This is a genomic window from Priestia flexa NBRC 15715 (assembly GCF_001591565.1).
GTDB classification, from domain to species: domain Bacteria; phylum Bacillota; class Bacilli; order Bacillales; family Bacillaceae_H; genus Priestia; species Priestia flexa.
Genome location: NZ_BCVD01000086.1, coordinates 1 through 17,023, shown reverse-complemented (window position 1 = coordinate 17,023; position 17,023 = coordinate 1). Strand labels below are relative to the sequence as shown.

Annotated in this window: 20 protein-coding genes; 7 read left to right on the top strand and 13 right to left on the bottom strand. The window is 40.3% G+C overall.

What is annotated here, in order from left to right:
• Positions 1-14: 14 nt before the first annotated feature.
• Entirely contained in the window at positions 15-497 is a 483-nt protein-coding gene (locus BFL01S_RS13985; protein WP_025908310.1) for a glutathione peroxidase, read from the bottom strand.
• A 275-nt stretch (positions 498-772) separates the two neighbouring features.
• On the opposite strand from BFL01S_RS13985, the gene BFL01S_RS13980 reads away from it, so the two are divergent.
• A complete protein-coding gene (locus BFL01S_RS13980; RefSeq protein WP_025908309.1) occupies positions 773-1,771 on the top strand; it encodes a tRNA dihydrouridine synthase in 999 nt (332 codons plus the stop codon).
• Positions 1,772-1,854: 83 nt separating this feature from the next.
• On the opposite strand, the gene BFL01S_RS13975 is transcribed toward BFL01S_RS13980, so the two are convergent.
• On the bottom strand, positions 1,855-2,745 hold the full coding sequence (locus tag BFL01S_RS13975) for a hypothetical protein (RefSeq protein ID WP_144594370.1): 891 nt from the start codon (positions 2,743-2,745) through the stop codon (positions 1,855-1,857).
• Between the two features lie 216 nt (positions 2,746-2,961).
• On the opposite strand from BFL01S_RS13975, the gene BFL01S_RS21400 reads away from it, so the two are divergent.
• Both BFL01S_RS21400 and BFL01S_RS13965 read left to right on the top strand, forming a co-directional pair.
• Positions 2,962-3,171 carry a ferritin-like domain-containing protein gene (locus tag BFL01S_RS21400; protein ID WP_061786045.1) on the top strand — a complete coding sequence of 70 codons (210 nt, stop codon included), beginning with the start codon at positions 2,962-2,964 and terminating at the stop codon, positions 3,169-3,171.
• A complete protein-coding gene (locus BFL01S_RS13965; protein ID WP_061786044.1) occupies positions 3,131-3,601 on the top strand; it encodes a DUF2202 domain-containing protein in 471 nt (156 codons plus the stop codon). The genes BFL01S_RS21400 and BFL01S_RS13965 overlap by 41 nt, the downstream gene beginning before the upstream one ends.
• A gap of 88 nt (positions 3,602-3,689) precedes the next feature.
• Here the strand turns inward: BFL01S_RS13965 and BFL01S_RS13960 are convergent, their stop codons facing one another.
• Positions 3,690-4,307 carry a TetR/AcrR family transcriptional regulator gene (locus BFL01S_RS13960; protein WP_025908104.1) on the bottom strand — a complete coding sequence of 206 codons (618 nt, stop codon included), beginning with the start codon at positions 4,305-4,307 and terminating at the stop codon, positions 3,690-3,692.
• A 171-nt stretch (positions 4,308-4,478) separates the two neighbouring features.
• On the opposite strand from BFL01S_RS13960, the gene BFL01S_RS21300 reads away from it, so the two are divergent.
• The gene (locus tag BFL01S_RS21300; protein WP_258954128.1) at positions 4,479-4,604 is read left to right on the top strand and encodes a hypothetical protein; all 126 of its coding nucleotides are present in this window, start codon (positions 4,479-4,481) and stop codon (positions 4,602-4,604) included.
• A gap of 52 nt (positions 4,605-4,656) precedes the next feature.
• Here BFL01S_RS21300 and BFL01S_RS13955 read toward each other — a convergent pair whose 3' ends face one another.
• A complete protein-coding gene (locus BFL01S_RS13955; RefSeq protein WP_025908105.1) occupies positions 4,657-5,442 on the bottom strand; it encodes a tyrosine-protein phosphatase in 786 nt (261 codons plus the stop codon).
• Between the two features lie 157 nt (positions 5,443-5,599).
• Positions 5,600-6,028, bottom strand: a complete 429-nt coding sequence (locus BFL01S_RS21395; RefSeq protein ID WP_061786043.1) for an AzlD domain-containing protein — start codon at positions 6,026-6,028, stop codon at positions 5,600-5,602.
• On the opposite strand from BFL01S_RS21395, the gene BFL01S_RS13945 reads away from it, so the two are divergent.
• Both BFL01S_RS13945 and BFL01S_RS13940 read left to right on the top strand, forming a co-directional pair.
• Positions 6,027-6,323 carry a hypothetical protein gene (locus tag BFL01S_RS13945; protein ID WP_061786042.1) on the top strand — a complete coding sequence of 99 codons (297 nt, stop codon included), beginning with the start codon at positions 6,027-6,029 and terminating at the stop codon, positions 6,321-6,323. The genes BFL01S_RS21395 and BFL01S_RS13945 overlap by 2 nt on opposite strands.
• 15 nt (positions 6,324-6,338) lie before the next feature.
• Entirely contained in the window at positions 6,339-6,734 is a 396-nt protein-coding gene (locus tag BFL01S_RS13940) for a DUF2283 domain-containing protein (protein WP_061786041.1), read from the top strand.
• A 47-nt stretch (positions 6,735-6,781) separates the two neighbouring features.
• Here BFL01S_RS13940 and csaA read toward each other — a convergent pair whose 3' ends face one another.
• The 7 genes from csaA to BFL01S_RS13905 all read right to left on the bottom strand — a co-directional run bounded on the left by csaA (position 6,782) and on the right by BFL01S_RS13905 (position 13,563).
• Positions 6,782-7,114 (bottom strand): chaperone CsaA, encoded by a 333-nt coding sequence (gene csaA / locus BFL01S_RS13935; RefSeq protein WP_025908687.1) that lies wholly within the window; start codon positions 7,112-7,114, stop codon positions 6,782-6,784.
• A 21-nt stretch (positions 7,115-7,135) separates the two neighbouring features.
• Positions 7,136-8,026: an EamA family transporter gene (locus tag BFL01S_RS13930; RefSeq protein WP_061786040.1), complete on the bottom strand. Its 891-nt coding sequence runs from the start codon at positions 8,024-8,026 to the stop codon at positions 7,136-7,138.
• Positions 8,027-8,110: 84 nt separating this feature from the next.
• Positions 8,111-8,812, bottom strand: a complete 702-nt coding sequence (locus BFL01S_RS13925) for an AraC family transcriptional regulator (protein ID WP_025908685.1) — start codon at positions 8,810-8,812, stop codon at positions 8,111-8,113.
• An 86-nt stretch (positions 8,813-8,898) separates the two neighbouring features.
• Positions 8,899-10,032: a glycerate kinase gene (locus BFL01S_RS13920; protein ID WP_061786039.1), complete on the bottom strand. Its 1,134-nt coding sequence runs from the start codon at positions 10,030-10,032 to the stop codon at positions 8,899-8,901.
• 25 nt (positions 10,033-10,057) lie between these two features.
• Complete coding sequence (locus BFL01S_RS13915; protein WP_061786038.1) at positions 10,058-11,332, bottom strand: GntP family permease; 1,275 nt, start codon at positions 11,330-11,332, stop codon at positions 10,058-10,060.
• Positions 11,333-11,451: 119 nt separating this feature from the next.
• A complete protein-coding gene (locus BFL01S_RS13910; RefSeq protein WP_061786037.1) occupies positions 11,452-12,555 on the bottom strand; it encodes a sugar diacid recognition domain-containing protein in 1,104 nt (367 codons plus the stop codon).
• 93 nt (positions 12,556-12,648) lie between these two features.
• Positions 12,649-13,563: a LysR family transcriptional regulator gene (locus BFL01S_RS13905; protein WP_025908681.1), complete on the bottom strand. Its 915-nt coding sequence runs from the start codon at positions 13,561-13,563 to the stop codon at positions 12,649-12,651.
• A gap of 257 nt (positions 13,564-13,820) precedes the next feature.
• Here BFL01S_RS13905 and BFL01S_RS13900 point away from each other — a divergent pair, with 257 nt between their 5' ends.
• The gene (locus BFL01S_RS13900) at positions 13,821-15,182 is read left to right on the top strand and encodes an MFS transporter (protein ID WP_025908680.1); all 1,362 of its coding nucleotides are present in this window, start codon (positions 13,821-13,823) and stop codon (positions 15,180-15,182) included.
• A gap of 166 nt (positions 15,183-15,348) precedes the next feature.
• On the opposite strand, the gene BFL01S_RS13895 is transcribed toward BFL01S_RS13900, so the two are convergent.
• Positions 15,349-16,590 (bottom strand): MFS transporter, encoded by a 1,242-nt coding sequence (locus tag BFL01S_RS13895; protein ID WP_061786047.1) that lies wholly within the window; start codon positions 16,588-16,590, stop codon positions 15,349-15,351.
• Positions 16,591-17,023: the final 433 nt, after the last annotated feature.

The following is a 17,023-nucleotide window of genomic DNA, read 5'->3' as shown; positions in this document are numbered from 1 at the left end:
CTTTTAATCTTTCTCTACAGCGCTAACTGCTTCACAATTTCTTTCTCAATCTTTCTCGGCTCCACAGTTGGCGCATAGCGCTCTAATACATTACCTTTCTTATCAACAAGAAACTTTGTAAAGTTCCACTTGATGTTTTTGGACAGGAGACCCTTTTTTTGATTCTTTAAAAACGTAAACAGTGGATCTTCATTCTCTCCGTTCACGTCAATCTTCGAAAACATTGGGAAGATTACGCCATAATTGAGCTGACAGAACTGCGTTGTTTCATTAATATTATCGAATTCTTGGTTGTTAAATTGACTGCATGGAAAACCTAAGATTTCTAAGCCTTGTTCTTTGTACTTGTCATATAGCTCTTGTAATTCTTTAAACTGCCCTGCCAAACCGCAGTGACTAGCGGTATTCACAATGAGCACTACTTTTCCTTCATACTCTTTTAATGCTTGTTTTTCCCCATTTGTCTTTTTTACCGTCAAATCGTATAAAGTCTCCATTCAATTTCCTCTTCGATAAATATTGTACGCTATTTAATTTTATAAAATTTCTATTGAGAATTCAATCATTTTCCTTTTCATCAGAAACCACAAGACCATTTAAATAACAATTTCCAGCACAACAAGATGCCTCGTTCCCTTGCACTTTTTATTTAATACGATTAAAGTATATAGTGGTTGAATTTCTTCTATAGTAGAAATCAGCTCTCTAACAATCATTTCACTTTTTAATTTCGGGAACGCGTTTCCCTTTAAGGAAAGGGTTTAGATATACAATGAAAGATAATTTTTGGCATGAGTTGCCTCGTCCGTTCTTTATTTTGGCTCCAATGGAAGCCGTAACGGATGTTGTGTTCCGTCACGTGGTGACAGAAGCAGCTCGACCTGATGTGTTTTTTACAGAGTTTACGAATACGGAAAGCTACTGCCATCCGAAAGGAAAAGATAGCGTAAAAGGACGCCTAACGTTCACTGAAGACGAGCAGCCAATCGTTGCGCATATTTGGGGAGACAAGCCTGAATACTTCCGTCAAATGAGTATTGGTATGGCTGAAATGGGCTTCCGAGGCATTGATATTAACATGGGCTGTCCTGTACAAAACGTTGCAGGAAACGGAAAAGGATCCGGCTTGATTCGTCGTCCAGACGTTGCGGCAGAGATTATCCAAGCGGCTAAAGCTGGGGGACTTCCTGTCAGCGTGAAAACGCGCCTTGGCTATACAAAAGTCGACGAGTGGTACGACTGGTTAAAGCATATTTTAGAACAAGATATCGTTAACCTATCTATCCACCTTCGTACGAAAAAAGAAATGAGCGACGTGGACGCACACTGGGAGCTAATCCCAGAAATCAAAAAGCTTCGTGATGAAATTGCGCCTCATACGCTTCTTACGATTAACGGCGACATTCCTGACCGTCAAAAAGGCTTGGAGCTTGCGGAAAAGTACGGTGTTGATGGAATCATGATTGGACGCGGAATTTTCCACAATCCATTTGCTTTCGAAAAAGAAAAGAAAGAGCACACAAGTGAAGAGCTATTAGATCTTCTTCGCCTGCAGCTAGATCTTCACGATAAATATTCGAAAGAATTAGAGCCACGCCCATTCAAACCGCTTCGTCGCTTCTTCAAAATCTACGTTCGTGGATTCCGAGGCGCAAGTGAGCTACGAAACTTACTTATGAGCACAGAAACGACTGATGAAGTACGTGATTTGCTTGATGAGTTCAAGGATCGAACTGGTATGAAGGAAGACGAAGGTTTTTCCATTAAGTAATCTTTGTTTTACTTAAAAAGTGTCAAAACAAAAAGCTGAGCCTACATGAGGTTCAGCTTTTGTTTTTGATAAATCAAATTTGCTTATTCACTAAAGCCGTCTTCCGTTAACGCATAGTTAATGCGCGCGAATAAATTGTTGGTTTCTTGTCTCGCTTGGGCATATACCTTTTCAAATTCCGCTTTATTTTCAGCAGGATTCTCAAATTTACCTACCTGTCCCCACATTGCTTGAACCATTTTCATGTTTTCAAAAAGCTCATAGTCTAACGGAGTTTGCGGAGCCGGTGCAAAAACAAGGGGTGCGCCTAGTTTTTCTAGCTCTTCTTGTCCTACTACAAACGCCGGGTGATCATATAAGTCACGGTCCATCGCAGTTTTAATATCATTCATTGTCGGTCCGACTAAATAAAGCATCTGCATCATGCCTCGCTCTAAGTTCGTCGCTTGTTCCCATGTTCTATACTCAGAAGGATCCGTGCCTTGGAGCTGCGTTGGCTGATTGGCTAAAATCAATTTATAGATTTGATCCCTTTCGGCTTGATTTTGAAGCTGATATGCTTGTTGGCTTTCTGGATTAATAAATACATCACTGTAGTTTGTGATGTTTGAAACCTTTGAAGATGACGTACTGCTGACAATTGTTCGGATTGGCTCTTCCGTTAAGCTAAAGTAAATTCTTCCCGTCTCGTCCATATAGTTTTCAACTAGTTCTTGTTCTGTAAGATCTTTTTCGTAATATGGTGAATCAATTGAAACCGTTGGGATTCGAAGCTGGTCCATCTCTTCTTGGGATAGTTCCACTTTTGAGGTTTCTTCTTTTGAACTTTCCTTTTCAGTTTCTTTTTCTATTTTTTCTTCATTCTTTTGCTCTTCCGCAGCCGCTGTTTCTTTCGCTTGTTCTGCACTCTCGTCTTTACCGCAAGCTGCTAGTAGTAAGCTTGCAGCCGCTACAAGTAACCATTTTTTCATCATGTTCGCCTCACTCGTCCGTTTTTTTCTCAACTTAAAAAGTATATCACTCATAAATTGAAAATTATGGATGATTTGTAAAAACAGGAAAATGGCATTAAGGACTAGAGCGAATATCATACGAATTAACTAATCATTAAGTCTTAGAAAATAGTCATGCACGATAGCCCGCTTTACATACATAAACTGTATGAATTGCAAATGCAGGGAGGACAATCTATGTATTCATATTTTCATGATTTTTATCGAAACACCTCAGATACAAAGCTTTTAAGCGCTATTCAAAAAGCTATTAACGCAGAGTATAGTGCTGTTTCGTGCTACGAGAAGTTAGCTAAACTAGCACCTACAAAAGAAGAGCGCAACAAAATACGTGAAATTCAAAAAGATGAAAAACCTAAAGCCTTCTTCGTCTCAAAGACAGCTTGATGATTACGGTGCTAAAGGAGCATTAAACGCACCATCACTATCGTTATCAGAAATGCTGACGTATGCACTTCAAGACGAATACCTAGCTCAGGCTAGATATAATAACGTTATTACAACGTTTGGTCCAGTACGGACGTTTGTCCAAATCAAAGAAGCAGAACTACGCCATATTGATGCATTACTGCCACTATTTGATCGCTACCAAGTACCGATTCCTGATGATACCTCTCAAAACCTTGTCAAAACTCCAGCAAACCTCAAAGCCGCATATTCAGCAGGTGTTCAAGCAGAAATCGATAACATCGCGATGTATGAACGCTTTTTGACATTCGATATTCCAAGTGATGTACGAATGGTCTTTTCGCAGCTACGAAACGCATCTGTAAATCATTTGGCTGCTTTCGAAAGAGGAGTTGCATCCTTCGGCTAGAAGCTTATTTATCTAACAAAAGGCTAGACTGACAACAGTTTAGCCTTTTTGATATGAACATCATTCTTACACAGGCTTTCTGGCAACTTTATTTTTTCAAACCAGCAGCAAAAAAAGGACCGTTAAAAGTAATAATTGAAAAGATTTTAGCCATTTCTTCTGGAGATTCTTTTCGCCCACTATTAAGCCACTGTTGGATTACTCCTATGTGTGCAGAAGCTATGTAAGAAGCTAAATAGTCTCCTGGAACAAGGAAATTTTCTTTCCGAACAAAGTCAAAGGCTTCATTCTCAAAGATTTCTTTCCACATAAACTTTTTTAATCTCGTCTGAAAAGTTAAATCTCCGTTTGGACCTAATAACGCTCTCATAAAACTACTGTTTTCGTTTAGATATTCAAAGATTACGATTGCAATGGAAGACGGGACGGCTATCGGTGAATCCTCCTCTAGAGAAGCAACAACGCTTGGGAAATTTTCTTTTACAATAGTAGAAAGCTCTAGCATCACTTCATCTTCACATTTCTTCATTAAATCAAACTTATCCTCATAATGCGCATAAAAGGTGCCTCGATTGATGTTGGCTCTCGTTGTAATATCTTTCACTGAAATAGCGTCGAACCCTTTTTCTTCAATTAATTCAATGAATGCATTTTGAATGGATTCTCTTGTCCGAACAATTCGTAAATCCAAATGTTGATTTTTCATGGTATGTCCCCCTTTATTTTATCCAACAGATTGCTAAGCAGTGTTCCATAACCGACACATCCTTGAATTTTGATTATTGAACACTTATTACATGAGGTATAGAATTTGAACAGAACTAAAATAAACAACAGGTTGTTCATTATTCTATCAAAAGTATAAGGAGGACGAAACATGTTTAAAAACAAACTACTCTTACTTTCACCTATTATTGTATTTGGCATCATCAGTGGAATTATGATCCTACTTTCTACGTTTAAGCCACAAGCGGTTAACGAAAAAGTGGAGCTTGAACAGTAATAGGAATATAAACAAGCGGAATTCAGTTTGAATCCGGCTTGTTTATGCTTTGTTATTGACCTTCGTTTGATGAAAGAAACATTTCATTTAGCTGCTCTAAACAACCTCTTGGAATATTACACCCTTTTTCTAAATATGTCCCAATATCTCCGTACTGCTTCATTATTTTTTGATAAACATCTTCAAAGTACTCACGCCGCACTTCTAACACGGGCCTAATTTGCTCAGGGGAAATTCGAAATAAGCTCATCCACCGAATAAATGACTCAGTTCTTTTCATCTTCGCTGCAATTAAGTCATTTGATTTTAAGTATTCATCGATTACCGTTTCATATGGAACGCCTAGATATAGTTGAATAATGGCAGCGACAAACCCAGTTCGGTCCTTACCACCCGTACAATGAATAAGAGCTGGCACTCGATTTGCATCTGACAAGAAGCAAATAATTTCTTTCATTTCGTCATGACAGCCAAAAGCCATATGCTCATACATATCTCTCATTATTTTTTCAAAATCAACGGTAGTAGATTTGCTCACAAGAAATTTTAAAAACTCAAAATGGGTAAACTCCTGGCTTTTATCATGAATTGATACAGATAATAGCTCTATATCAGGTCCCGGCTGCACTCGACTAACCTTTGATTTTTGTTCAGACGGCATTCTTAAATCACAGATTGCTTTAATATTCAGCTGACGAAAGGTCTCAATATCTTGTTTCGTTAGCTTTGATAGATCTTCTGAGCGAAACAAAATTCCTTCTTTCAGCTTTTCCCCATTCTCTGTCACCACTCCGCCAACATCTCGAAAGTTAAATAGCTTTTTAAAGTTATAGTTCATATCGTTTCTCCATTGTTTGTGATATTTGCTTTTCTTTATTCTACGATAGAGTACAAAAATGCTGAACTATTAATTAATTTATCTTTTTATTTATCTCTACCATAATGAACAAAAAATGCAGCCTCATATCAAAAAAATGACAAAAAACTGGCGCCCTTCAAAACACCAGCTGAACCAATCCCATATATACAACTGTTCCTCCCCCAATCGAAAGCAACATGCTTCCCCTCCATGCATGAAGCAATACCACAAAGCCAACTGCTAGCATTTCAGGTAACCCATGACTTCCTGAAACAAAGCTGATATCCTTTAACGAATACACTACCAACAGTCCGATAACCGCTGCCGGTAGAACAACTCCGATTAGTGCGCTTTGGTACTGCTTGCCTTTTTTCCATTGCTCCATAAAAATGACGACAAACAGCGCGGTCATTACGAACTCAATCCCTTCCGTACTGAACGTAATAAACGAGCCAAAAATACTGCCAAGCGCTGATCCGAGCACCCAGTAGCAGTGGTTCAGTAGCGTAATAAAAAAGAAAAAGTGGTTGTAAATCACTAAAGAAATAGGAAGGTTGAAAACCATGGATATCAGCTTTTTCTGGCTTGCTATCGGGCTAGCCGCCTTTGGTTATTTTATTGGAGATGGTTTAAAAAACTTTGGTAAACCCAAAGAGAAAACGACTTACCCTTATTTAATCAAAGAACGTGATCTTCACTATCACTTTAGCTTAACGAGAGAAGAGATGCGGGAACTATTAAGCAAGTACCCAGATGCTCCTAAAATTGAACTGAAAGGCAAGACGTATTATCCGCATCATCAGTTTGTTGAGTGGCTTTTATCAGCCGATCTTTATACCAATAATAAACACAGAGAATAGATGGGAGAAATAGACATGGACGCTAGAATTACATATGATACTGACGCAAAGTTAGCTTACCTTTATCTCTTCCCCGCTTCGGCTTTTTATCAAATTCAAGAAACGGAAGAATTAGAAGTAAATCCCAGTTTACTGCTTGATATTGATAGTGAGGGCCGAATTGTTGGCATTGAGCTTTTCGGGATGCTTGCAGAGAAGATAGCGCCACTTTCTGGTGCTGAACATATCTATACAATGCATGATGAGATGTTCTCATTTTACCTATCATCTCAAGAGGTTCATGCAACATTTGTTTTTAACGGAATTAAATTTTGCTTTGCAGACGCTGATTATCAAGACTTCGTCGGCTTTGACGTAATTGATTCAAATCTATATGAGCGACAGCTATTGATGCAGCTCGTTAAGCCCTAAAAGAAAGCTGTAAAAAGACAAGCTACCTTCAGCTTGTCTTTTCTTATTCATGAAATCTTCGTTCCATTTGGCAACTTTTCATCCGGCTGTAGCAGCACTACATCTCCTTCTCCTGGAACGCCACCTAAAACGAGCACTTCTGATTTAAATCCTGCAATTCGCATTGGCGGAAAGTTTACAACCGCGACGACTTGACGATTCAGAAGCTCGGTTGGCTCATAGCGATGCGTAATTTGCGCAGATGACTGCTTCACTCCGATCTCTTCTCCAAAATCAACTTCAAGCTTAATCGCCGGCTTTTTGGCCTCTGGAAACGGTTTGGCGTCAAGAATTGTACCAACGCGTAAATCTAATTTTAAAAAGTCTTCAATGTTTGCCATTTAGCTTGAACCACCTTTTTATTATTTTTCGATTGTGACCATTTCAGATTTTCTGCTTACATCACGTGTTGACCAAATCAGGATCCCAATTCCTATTAACAACAAGCTAATTCCGCTCCAAGACGTCATCGTCAGCTTTTCTCCTACAACTAAAACGCCAAGCATCGTTGCGGTTAGCGGCTCTGCTAACGCTAGAGTAACTGCGGTTGAAGATGAAACGTGTGCAAGCCCTTTGGCAAATAGAAAATAAGCAAGCCCTGTGGCCATAACGCCAAGCTGAAGGCTTACACCAATACCTCTCAAGCTTGTAAACCATGACATATCAAATAAAAATAGGAGTGGTGATAAAAAAAGCGCGCTTAAAATAAAGACAACCGCAACGGCTGATAGTGACGAATACTTTTCCACTAACCCTCTGCTTGCAAGGGTGTAGCAAGCAAAGGATAGGCCTGCTCCAAGCGCCATGAAAATTCCCATTATATTTAGGCTTGCCGATTCTTTGTTCAGAAATAACAGCACGCAGCCTAAAATAGATAAAAACGTAGAGCACCACCAGATGATGCTTGGCCGCTTGTTTGAATAAAACCATTCAATAAGCCCAGATAAAACAGGTGCACTCCCGATGGCCACAACTGTGCCAACCGCAACGCCTGTAATGGAAACTGCTGAAAAGAACAGCGGCTGATAGCATGCCATACTAAGAGCTGCGACAAGAGTGGCTTTTAGCGGCCATCCTTTTAGACGTAAATCTTTTCTAATCAGTAGAAGCAGTAATAGAAACACACCGCCTACTGCAAGCCTTGTTGCGCCAATAGCAATTGGGTGTGCGGAGTCCGGTGCTAGCGCCTGGGTAGTACCTGTTGTGCCCCATAGAATCCCTGCTAGTAAAATGAAAAAAGGAGCTGCTTTCACAATGATTCACCTCAATAAAAAGAACGATTACCCTTATGATAAAGAATTCCCTATTCATTTTCTTTACCAAGTTTAATCTTCTTTTTATCTATTATTAAGAATTCGATATTTTTGTGGTGACACGCTTTCATGGCTGACAAACCATCTTGTAAAGGAAGAGGAGTTAGCAAAACCAATCTCTTCACTAATCCTGGACATCGACCATCCTGTTGATAGCAATAAACGCTTCGCTTCATCTAAACGAAGTTTCGATAAATACTCCTTCACGCTTTTTCCCGTTTGCTTTTTAAACCATGTCGAATAGTAAACGGGATGATAATGCTCAATTGCTGCGAGGGTTTCCAGGTTGAGTGGCTCCTTAAAGTGCTGATGAATGTAATCAATTGAAGGAGGATTGGACGTTTGGAGCTTTTTAGTCACATACCTCGTTAAATCAACTAAAGCAGAATAATCAGCAGGGTTTTTCGCTTCTTCTAACAATAAATACCGAATAGCTGACCACTGACTATCAAGCGTCATATACATGCTGTTTGTACCCTTTGGCAGGTACTGCGTTGGAATATCTAAGATTAAAAATTCATTTCGGTCTCTGGAGCGATAGTTATGATTCAGTCCCGGAGGCAGGTAAAAGCATTGATCCGGGCTAAGCGTTACTTCTTGAAACGCCATTTCCATATCAAGAGAGCCTTGCAGTGGAAAAAGAAACTGTCCAAATTCGTGCTGGTGCAGCGTGAATTCTTTCGAGTAGGATCTCTTTTCACACGTTAACTCGTTCACTTTATCCATTTGGCTCTCTCCTTTACGTTAAGTTGAATCTATTATAAATGCAAAATCCGCTTAAAAAAAGCCTAACATGTCGCTAGGCTCTCGGTTTATTTGTTCATTTTCCAAACGGCCGCAACGTTCATCGCCGTTTTTTCCACATAGTCGCTGGCATTCGCAAAAGCATTTTCTAACGTCGTCACTCCTGGCACAATACTAAATAACGCATCGATACCATGCTCATAAACGACGTGGCTGTCAGCTCCGGTGTTCCCAGCAATTCCAATGACCGGAATGCCATGCTTTTTGGCTGTTTTTGCTACGCCAATGGGAGTTTTACCATAAATGGTTTGCCCGTCAATTTTTCCTTCTCCTGTGATGACTACGTCCGCATCACGAACGGCTTCTAATAGATTTGTTGCTTCAATGACGATGTCGACGCCCCTTTTCAATTCCGCTTGTAAGAAAGCAAGCAGCCCTGCACCTAATCCCCCTGCTGCACCAGCTCCTGGCACGTCATCAATCTTTTGACCAAGGTCTCGTTCAAGAACGGCTGCGTAGTGTCGTAAATTTCGATCCAAAAGCGCAACCATCTCTGGCGTTGCTCCTTTTTGTGGACCGAAGATGGCAGATGCTCCTCGCTCTCCGGTAAGAGGATTATCAACATCACACGCTACTTCAATTTTGACGTGCTGAAGACGCGAATCTAGCGTTGATAGATTAATAAAAGCTAAGTTTCCGAGTGCTCCGCCACCATCTAGAATTTCGTTTCCTTCCGCATCTAGTAACTGTGCACCAAGCGCTTTGGCCATTCCAGCGCCTCCATCGTTTGTGGCACTTCCACCAATCCCGATAATAATATGGTTTACGCCGTAATCTAGCGCTGCTGAAATGAGCTCACCTGTACCTTTGGTTGTTGTCATAAGCGGATTTCGCTTAGCAGGGGGTACGAGATGCAATCCAGACGCGGCTGCCATTTCAATGACGGCTGTTCTCTTCGTTCCCAGAATGCCAAAGAAAGCTTCAACCGGCTCACCTAAAGGACCCGTAACCGTTTTTGAGATAATCTCTCCATCCGTTGCGTCAACCAGGGACTGAACCGTCCCTTCTCCTCCGTCAGCCATCGGTACTTTTACATAGTTTGCTTGTGGCAGTACTTGCTTAAAGCCTTTTTCAACTGCTTCAGCTACCTCTAAAGCTGATAAGCTTTCTTTAAATGAATCCGGAGCAATGACAATCTTCATTACGTTCTCTCCCTACACTTTAATATTAGCTAAATAGCTTGAACACACCGTAAATGAGCGTCGATAAAATCGCTAGCGTTAAACCAACTGCTGACTCATATGGAATAAGCTTAAGTCGTTCTTTAATTTCCATATGAACGCTTCCCCCCGTTGCGTGGAAAAAGCTACCGTGCGGTAAATGATCTAAAACCGTCGCACCTGCGTGTACCATAGCCGCTCCGGCAAGCGCTGAAACGCCCATCTCTAAAATCGTGGAGCTAAACACCTGACTGGCAACCGCTGTTCCTGCAGTTGTTGAAGCAGTCGCAGCAGACATGAAGATTCCTGATGCTGGCGCTAGTACATAGCCTGGTAAGCCGAGCGCACTTAGTCCTTCAATCAATACATCTTTTAAGCCTGAATTGGCGATAATTCCAGCCAGCGTACCCGTTCCTAGGAGCATAATGGCCACACCCGTCATTTTTCCTAACCCTGAAACAGCATAGTCATTCAGCTTTTTGCCTCTTCCCATGACAATTGCACCGACAATTCCTCCAATTGGCAAAGCAATCATTGGATCAATATTAATGTTAAACAGCGGTCGCAGTGATAGTAAAACAATCGTCACAAGCGGCGCAATAATAGCTGGTAAAAATGCCGGTAGCTTATCTGCATTATTTACTTCTATTTCGGCAAGCTGTACAGGAGCCCCTTTTTTCACAAGCTTTTTGGCAATAAGATACGTCACAACAATTCCAAAAGCTGCTGGGATTATACCCGCTGCCATAATGGATGTGAGCGGAATATTAAAAGCATCTGAAGCTGCGATAGCATTGGGGTTTGGCGACATAATGTTCCCAGCTTTCCCGCCTCCAATCATTGCTAATAAAATTGCCGGTTTTGACAGATTGGCTTTTTGAGCAATTGCAAGCGCAATTGGTGCCACTGTAATAACCGCTACGTCAACAAATACACCAACTGTAGTTAAAATCATTGTTGCAAGCGCCAGCGCAAGCAGTGCTCTCGCTTCTCCTAGTTTTTTTACAATTGTTTCTGCAATAACAGCAGCTGCTCCTGATTCGATGAGCACACCTGCTAATATACCTGCAGCTAATATTCTTAGTACGGCAGGTATAATCCCTTGCGCTCCTTCCATCATAAGCGCCACGGTATTCGTTATATCCACTCCTCCTACTAGACCACCAATTAAAGCACCGGCAATCATTCCATAGGCAGGAGATACTTTCTTTAAGATCAATACAATTGCAACAACAAGCGCAACCACTGCGCCTAAAGCGCTTACTTCAATAGTAGCATCCATTTCCCGTTCCCCCTTGAATGTTATAAGTTAAGTGTAAGCGTTTTCTAAACTAACTGCATTGTTCATGAAACCAAAAAAAGGCCTGTCTTTTTCAAGCCTTTTTGTGCATCGGAACAATTTTATTGAATTTTATACTGTAGTATCGCAACGTACAGCTCAACCAAGTCACTGAGTTTACGAGGGTCTTTATTCGTCAGCTCAGAAATGCGCTCTAAGCGATACCTGAGCGTATTTCGGTGGATAAACAGCCTACCTGCTGCTTTATTTACATCTCCATTTTCTTCAACATATACGCTTAGCGTTTCTAACAAATCGCCTTTTTCATCATAGTCTTTTAGCTCTTCAACTGACTGACTTAACTCGCCTTTTACGCCAAATTCTTTCGCTTCAGCTAAAAAAACAGCTAGCTTATAGTGTTCATAGCGGTAAAGTAATTGATCAGGGTGTAATTTCTCACCCACTTTTAACGTATAGAGCGCTTCTTGATAAGATATCGCCAATCCTTCTATTGACGGAATGAACCTTCCAATCGCCACCTTACCTTCTAGCTGATTATGTTGAACCCAACTTTTAATTTGATTAAAAGTACCGTCTTCTTTTTCATGCGTCATATCAATTCTTTTCAGCACCACAATATGAGTAGGCTGAACAATGTACAAGTCATCTTTTTCGAGCTTTCCTCGCAACCACTTATAGCCGTTTGAATGATTCTCCACTTTTAAAATTACCGCTATGCGCGGGAGGTCCAACTGAATGCCAAGACGCTCTACTCGTTCAAAGTAAAAGGAATCTAGCTTGTCCATTCCGTGAAGCAATTGACTCGTTAACTCTTCTTTCAACCGCTCATCCCATTGAATTTCATCTACTAACACCGCTTGCTGTAAAATCATTTCAGCAGCCATTTTCACAAGCTCTCCGTAGTTCCGTACTTCCTCTGGTTCACCTGTAATACCAATCACACCAACGACCTCACCATGAAAGGTAATGGGCAAATTAATGCCTGCTTTCACTCCGTGAAACTGCGTTAACTCAGAGCTAGTAATTTCAAAGCCTTTTTGTGTTTCAATTACTCGCACAGCACCTTCGTGAATAGAATCAATTCGATGATGATCACCTGATCCGATAATGACGCCTTTTTCATTCATCACGTTGATGTTGCGGTGAATAATGTTCGTCGTTCGATTCACAATTTCTTGAGCTAAAGAATGATTTAAAAACCTCATGCACTTCACCTCTTCATTCCCATGAATGCTTTTTTAACCTATCGTTAACTATAGCACCATCAAACAAAAAACTAGAAGCCGGTTGCTTCTAGTTCATTTTTGATGATACTTTTCAATTACTTTATGAAGCTCTTCTAAATAAATTCGAGCCATGCGACTAAGCTGAGTTTTATTGTGAACGACCCATCCCACTCTAATAAACTCACCTTCATCAAGCGGCACCGATACAATATTTGAGCCGTTTAAATCTTCACTTAAAATACCCGTTGAAATGGTGTAGCCGTTTAAGCCAATAAGCAAATTAAATAACGTTGCTCGATCACTGACTTGAATGCTTTGTTTACTTGGAATCGTGCTGAAAATTTCTTCAGCATAATAAAACGAGTTAAATTCTCCTTGTTCAAAGCTCAACCGTGGGTATTTTTCTAAATCTTTAAGCGTAACGGATTTCTTTTTAGCAAGCTGATTTTGGGCACTCACAAAGATATGAGGGGTAGCTTGAAACAGTTCATGAAACTCCAACCCTTGTTCTTTCAAAAGCTGCAGCATCACTTTTTCATTAAACGAGCTAACGTATAAAATACCGATTTCGCTTTTTAAACTCTTTACATCTTCAATAATTTCATAGGTTCTCGTTTCTCTCATCGTAAACTGGTATTTTTCTTGCCCGTACTTTTTAATCATATCCACAAACGCATTGACGGCGAACGCATAGTGCTGAGTAGAAATTGAAAGTAGCTGTGGAGAAGGCGCTGCATTTAAATACCGGTGTTCTAACAGCTCTGCTTGTTCAACAACCTGCCTTGCATACCCGAGAAACTCGGCTCCGTCTGAGGAAAGCGCAATACCTGTTGAAGTACGGGTGAAAATCGTAATTCCAATTTCTTTCTCTAACTCTTTCACTGCTTTTGACAAGCTTGGCTGTGAGATGTAAAGCCTGCGCGCTGCTTCATTAATTGATCCACATCTCACAACCTCAATCACGTATTTTAGCTGCTGTAATTTCATAATTAAATAAATGGGACCCCTTTTGATTCGAAATTTTCTGTACAATATTCGTTTGTATTTTAACTTCAAATGGTTAAAAGTTCAAATCATTGTTCGTTTTTTATTTGTTATATCTTTTAGCTATACCAATTAATGCATTTTATCAGTTACACTATACCTCTTTAGTCATGGTAGGATACATACAATAAAACAAATTGTTGGGCTTTCTAAGGGTGTTTAGAAGTAACTTAAAATACAAGAATTTCAGGAGGAATCTCATGCGCGTTGTTCAAACTTCTCAGGTCATTGCTGAAAGTACGTTTAATAAGTTTCATTTGCTCGTGTTTCTATGGTGTTTTTATGCCATTGCGTTTGACGGTTTTGATATTGCACTTTATGGAATAGGTTTACCGCTTATGATGGAGGATTACGGACTAAGCGTCGTGGAAGCAGGAGCAATCGGCAGCTATACGCTTGTTGGTATGATGCTCGGCTCTTTCTTACTCGGTTCTCTTGCAGACGTAATTGGTCGAAAAAAAATTCTAGCGATTTGCATGGCTATATTCAGCATTTTTTCTCTTTTAGCAGGTCTTGCACCAAACCCGCTTACCTTTACCATTATGAGGTTTATCGCAGCGCTAGGAATGGGCGGACTAATGCCCGCTGTCATTGCAGTGATGACCGAATACTCTCCTAAGAAAAATCGCGCTCTCACCGTTGCTACGATGTACTGCGGCTACTCAATTGGAGCAATACTAGCTTCTCTTATAGGGATGTATTTAATGGAAAACTTAGGTTGGCGTTTTTTATATTGGCTAGGAGTTATTCCACTGCTCACCTTGCCTTTATTTTTAAAACAGTTTCCAGAGTCGCTATCGTTTCACATTCTGCGAAACCAAGGTGACAAGATTGCGGATATTCTTAATAAAGTTAATCCGAAAGGAAATTACCAAGCAACCGATGATTTTGAATACGAGATCGTGAAGGAAAAAGCAAAAGGGGTTCCTGTTAAAAAGTTGTTTTCTGACAAGCGAGGTATTAGCACAGTATCCTTTTGGCTTATTGTCTCTAGCTGCCTCCTTATGATTTACGGTTTAAACACATGGCTACCTAAAATTATGCAAGGTGCCGGTTATGGTATTACGTCAAGCCTGTCCTTTAGTCTTGTTTTAGGAGTAGGCCAAATCGGAGGCTCTTTATTAGGCGGATATTTCGTTGATCGCATCGGTCATCGAAAAGTTCTTTTATACATGTTTTTACTAGGTTCACTTTGTTTTATCTCGCTAAGCGTCACAACTCATCAGCTTTTATTATACGTTTTAATTGCGATTAGCGGTGCGTGCACAGCTGGAACTCAAAACTTAGTAAACCCTTATGTTTCAGGGTTCTACCCACCAGAAATTCGCACCACTGGATTAAGTGTAACAGTAGGAATCGGTCGAGTAGGTTCTATTTTGGCTCCTGTGATTATTGGTTTCTTATTAACAACCAACTTAGCTCCTCAGCAAGCATTCATGGCTTTTGCCGTTCCTAGTATCATCGGTTGTATCGCTCTTTTATTTGTTCAAGAGCGCCATGGACATACAGAAGAAAGAACAACAGCACCCGTGCATTTTAAAGCATCAAAGATTTCAAGCTAAATAGCGTATAGTAAGAAGCGAAGGAAAAGCGCGAAGGTTAAGGCTAACGGTACGTCTATTGGAGTGACAGTAGAGATGGTTCCTTATCTTAAACCGATAAAATAAGAAAAAACGAGATCACGTAAAATGATCTCGTTTTTTCTATTTATCTTGTACCTTATCATTATTAAACATTCAGCGTATTTTTTTCAGATTCAATTAATACTTTATTTCGCCCTAAGAAAATTGCGAGAATGACAATAAAAATCCCTGTGCCAATCAAGAGCCATTCCACACTAATCCAGTCTGCGAGAGGTCCAAAAACCAACATTCCCAGCGGCATCATAGACGTAGAAATCATGCCCATCACCCCGAATACGCGTCCTAAATACTCTTCTTCTACCTTTTCCTGCAATAATACGGTAGCTGGCGTATTAAAGATAGGCATAGCCACCCCGAATAGCCCCATAAACCCTAAATACAGCCAAAAAATAGGAACCAAACCAAGAGCTAACGTACAAACACCCATTATTACGCTAGCTAATCCTAATGTTTTAATCCGGTTTTGAAAGCCTCCCCAAGCTGCAATGACTCCTCCACCTATCATCATTCCAACTGAAAATGCAATTTCAATTGCCGTCAATCGCCACACGTCATCGCCAAAGCTTCGCGTCACTTGAAGCGGGGTTAAAAATGCAGCTGGCGCCATTAGTACAAAGAAAACGGCAAAAAATAAGAAAAATTGCTTTAAGAAAGCATGATTATTCACGTAGCGAATTCCTTGTTTAAAATCACTGAAATAGCTTACTTCCTGTTTCCCCACAGCTTTTTTATGCACAGAAACTTTCACGAAGGTAAGCAGTGTCACAATGGCAAGTGCTGCTGTAACGACGTCAATGAAAAAAATAATCTCAAGCGACACTGTAGCAAGTAAAGCAGCGCTAACCATCGGCGATATAAACATAATGATTGCCTGGATACTTCCGTTTGCTCCGTTTACTTTTGTCAGCTTATCTTTTGGCACAATTTGTGGCAAGATGGCCCCAACAGCAGGTGTTTGAATCCCTGCTCCAAACGCACGGACTGCTGCCATCACAAAAAGAAGCCAAATGCTATCAAATCCCATTAAAAAGAGAATTGCTAGAACAAGCGTTGCAGTGGCAATTAATCCATCCGCGAGCATAATAAGGACTTTTCGATTGTAGCGATCCGCCCAAACTCCAGCAACGGGCGATAAAATAAAGGTCGGAATAAATCCACAGATAATGTACAACGTCATCATGAAGCCCGATTGCGTGGTTAACGTAATGTGCCACATGATAGCGTATTGCACGAGGGACGATCCAAACAGTGAAATCGTTTGGCTACTGAGAAAAAGAATAATATTCTTTAACCAGTTCTCTTGTAAATGACTTTCTGCACTATTCATATTTAACAGCTCATTTCTATTCAATTTTTATCTCATTTACCTACTAATTCCGTCCATGCACTCCTATTTTGAGACAACAAAAAAGAGAGGAATATTCTCCTCTCTTCTTAAAATAACCGTAAAATATAGGGTTTTCTTAAAAATAGACAGACCAATTCCGTTGCTCTGAGCGCAGGCAGAGCTTCCAAGTATTCAATTAGCGAATGAACATTGGTAAACGTAATCTCATTGATGCTGTCAACAGAAAAACCCCCATTTCTTATTAGATACTATTATCATAGCAAAAAAGTCTGTTTGATACAATTATCTTTTTTCTTGAAATTAACAACTCTCTTCTCCTGCCATTAAAAATTAGTATGCACTAAGTGAGCATTCCATTCATTAAAAAGAGCAAACAGTTACAGTTTAAACTTCTACCGACTAAACAAGAAGG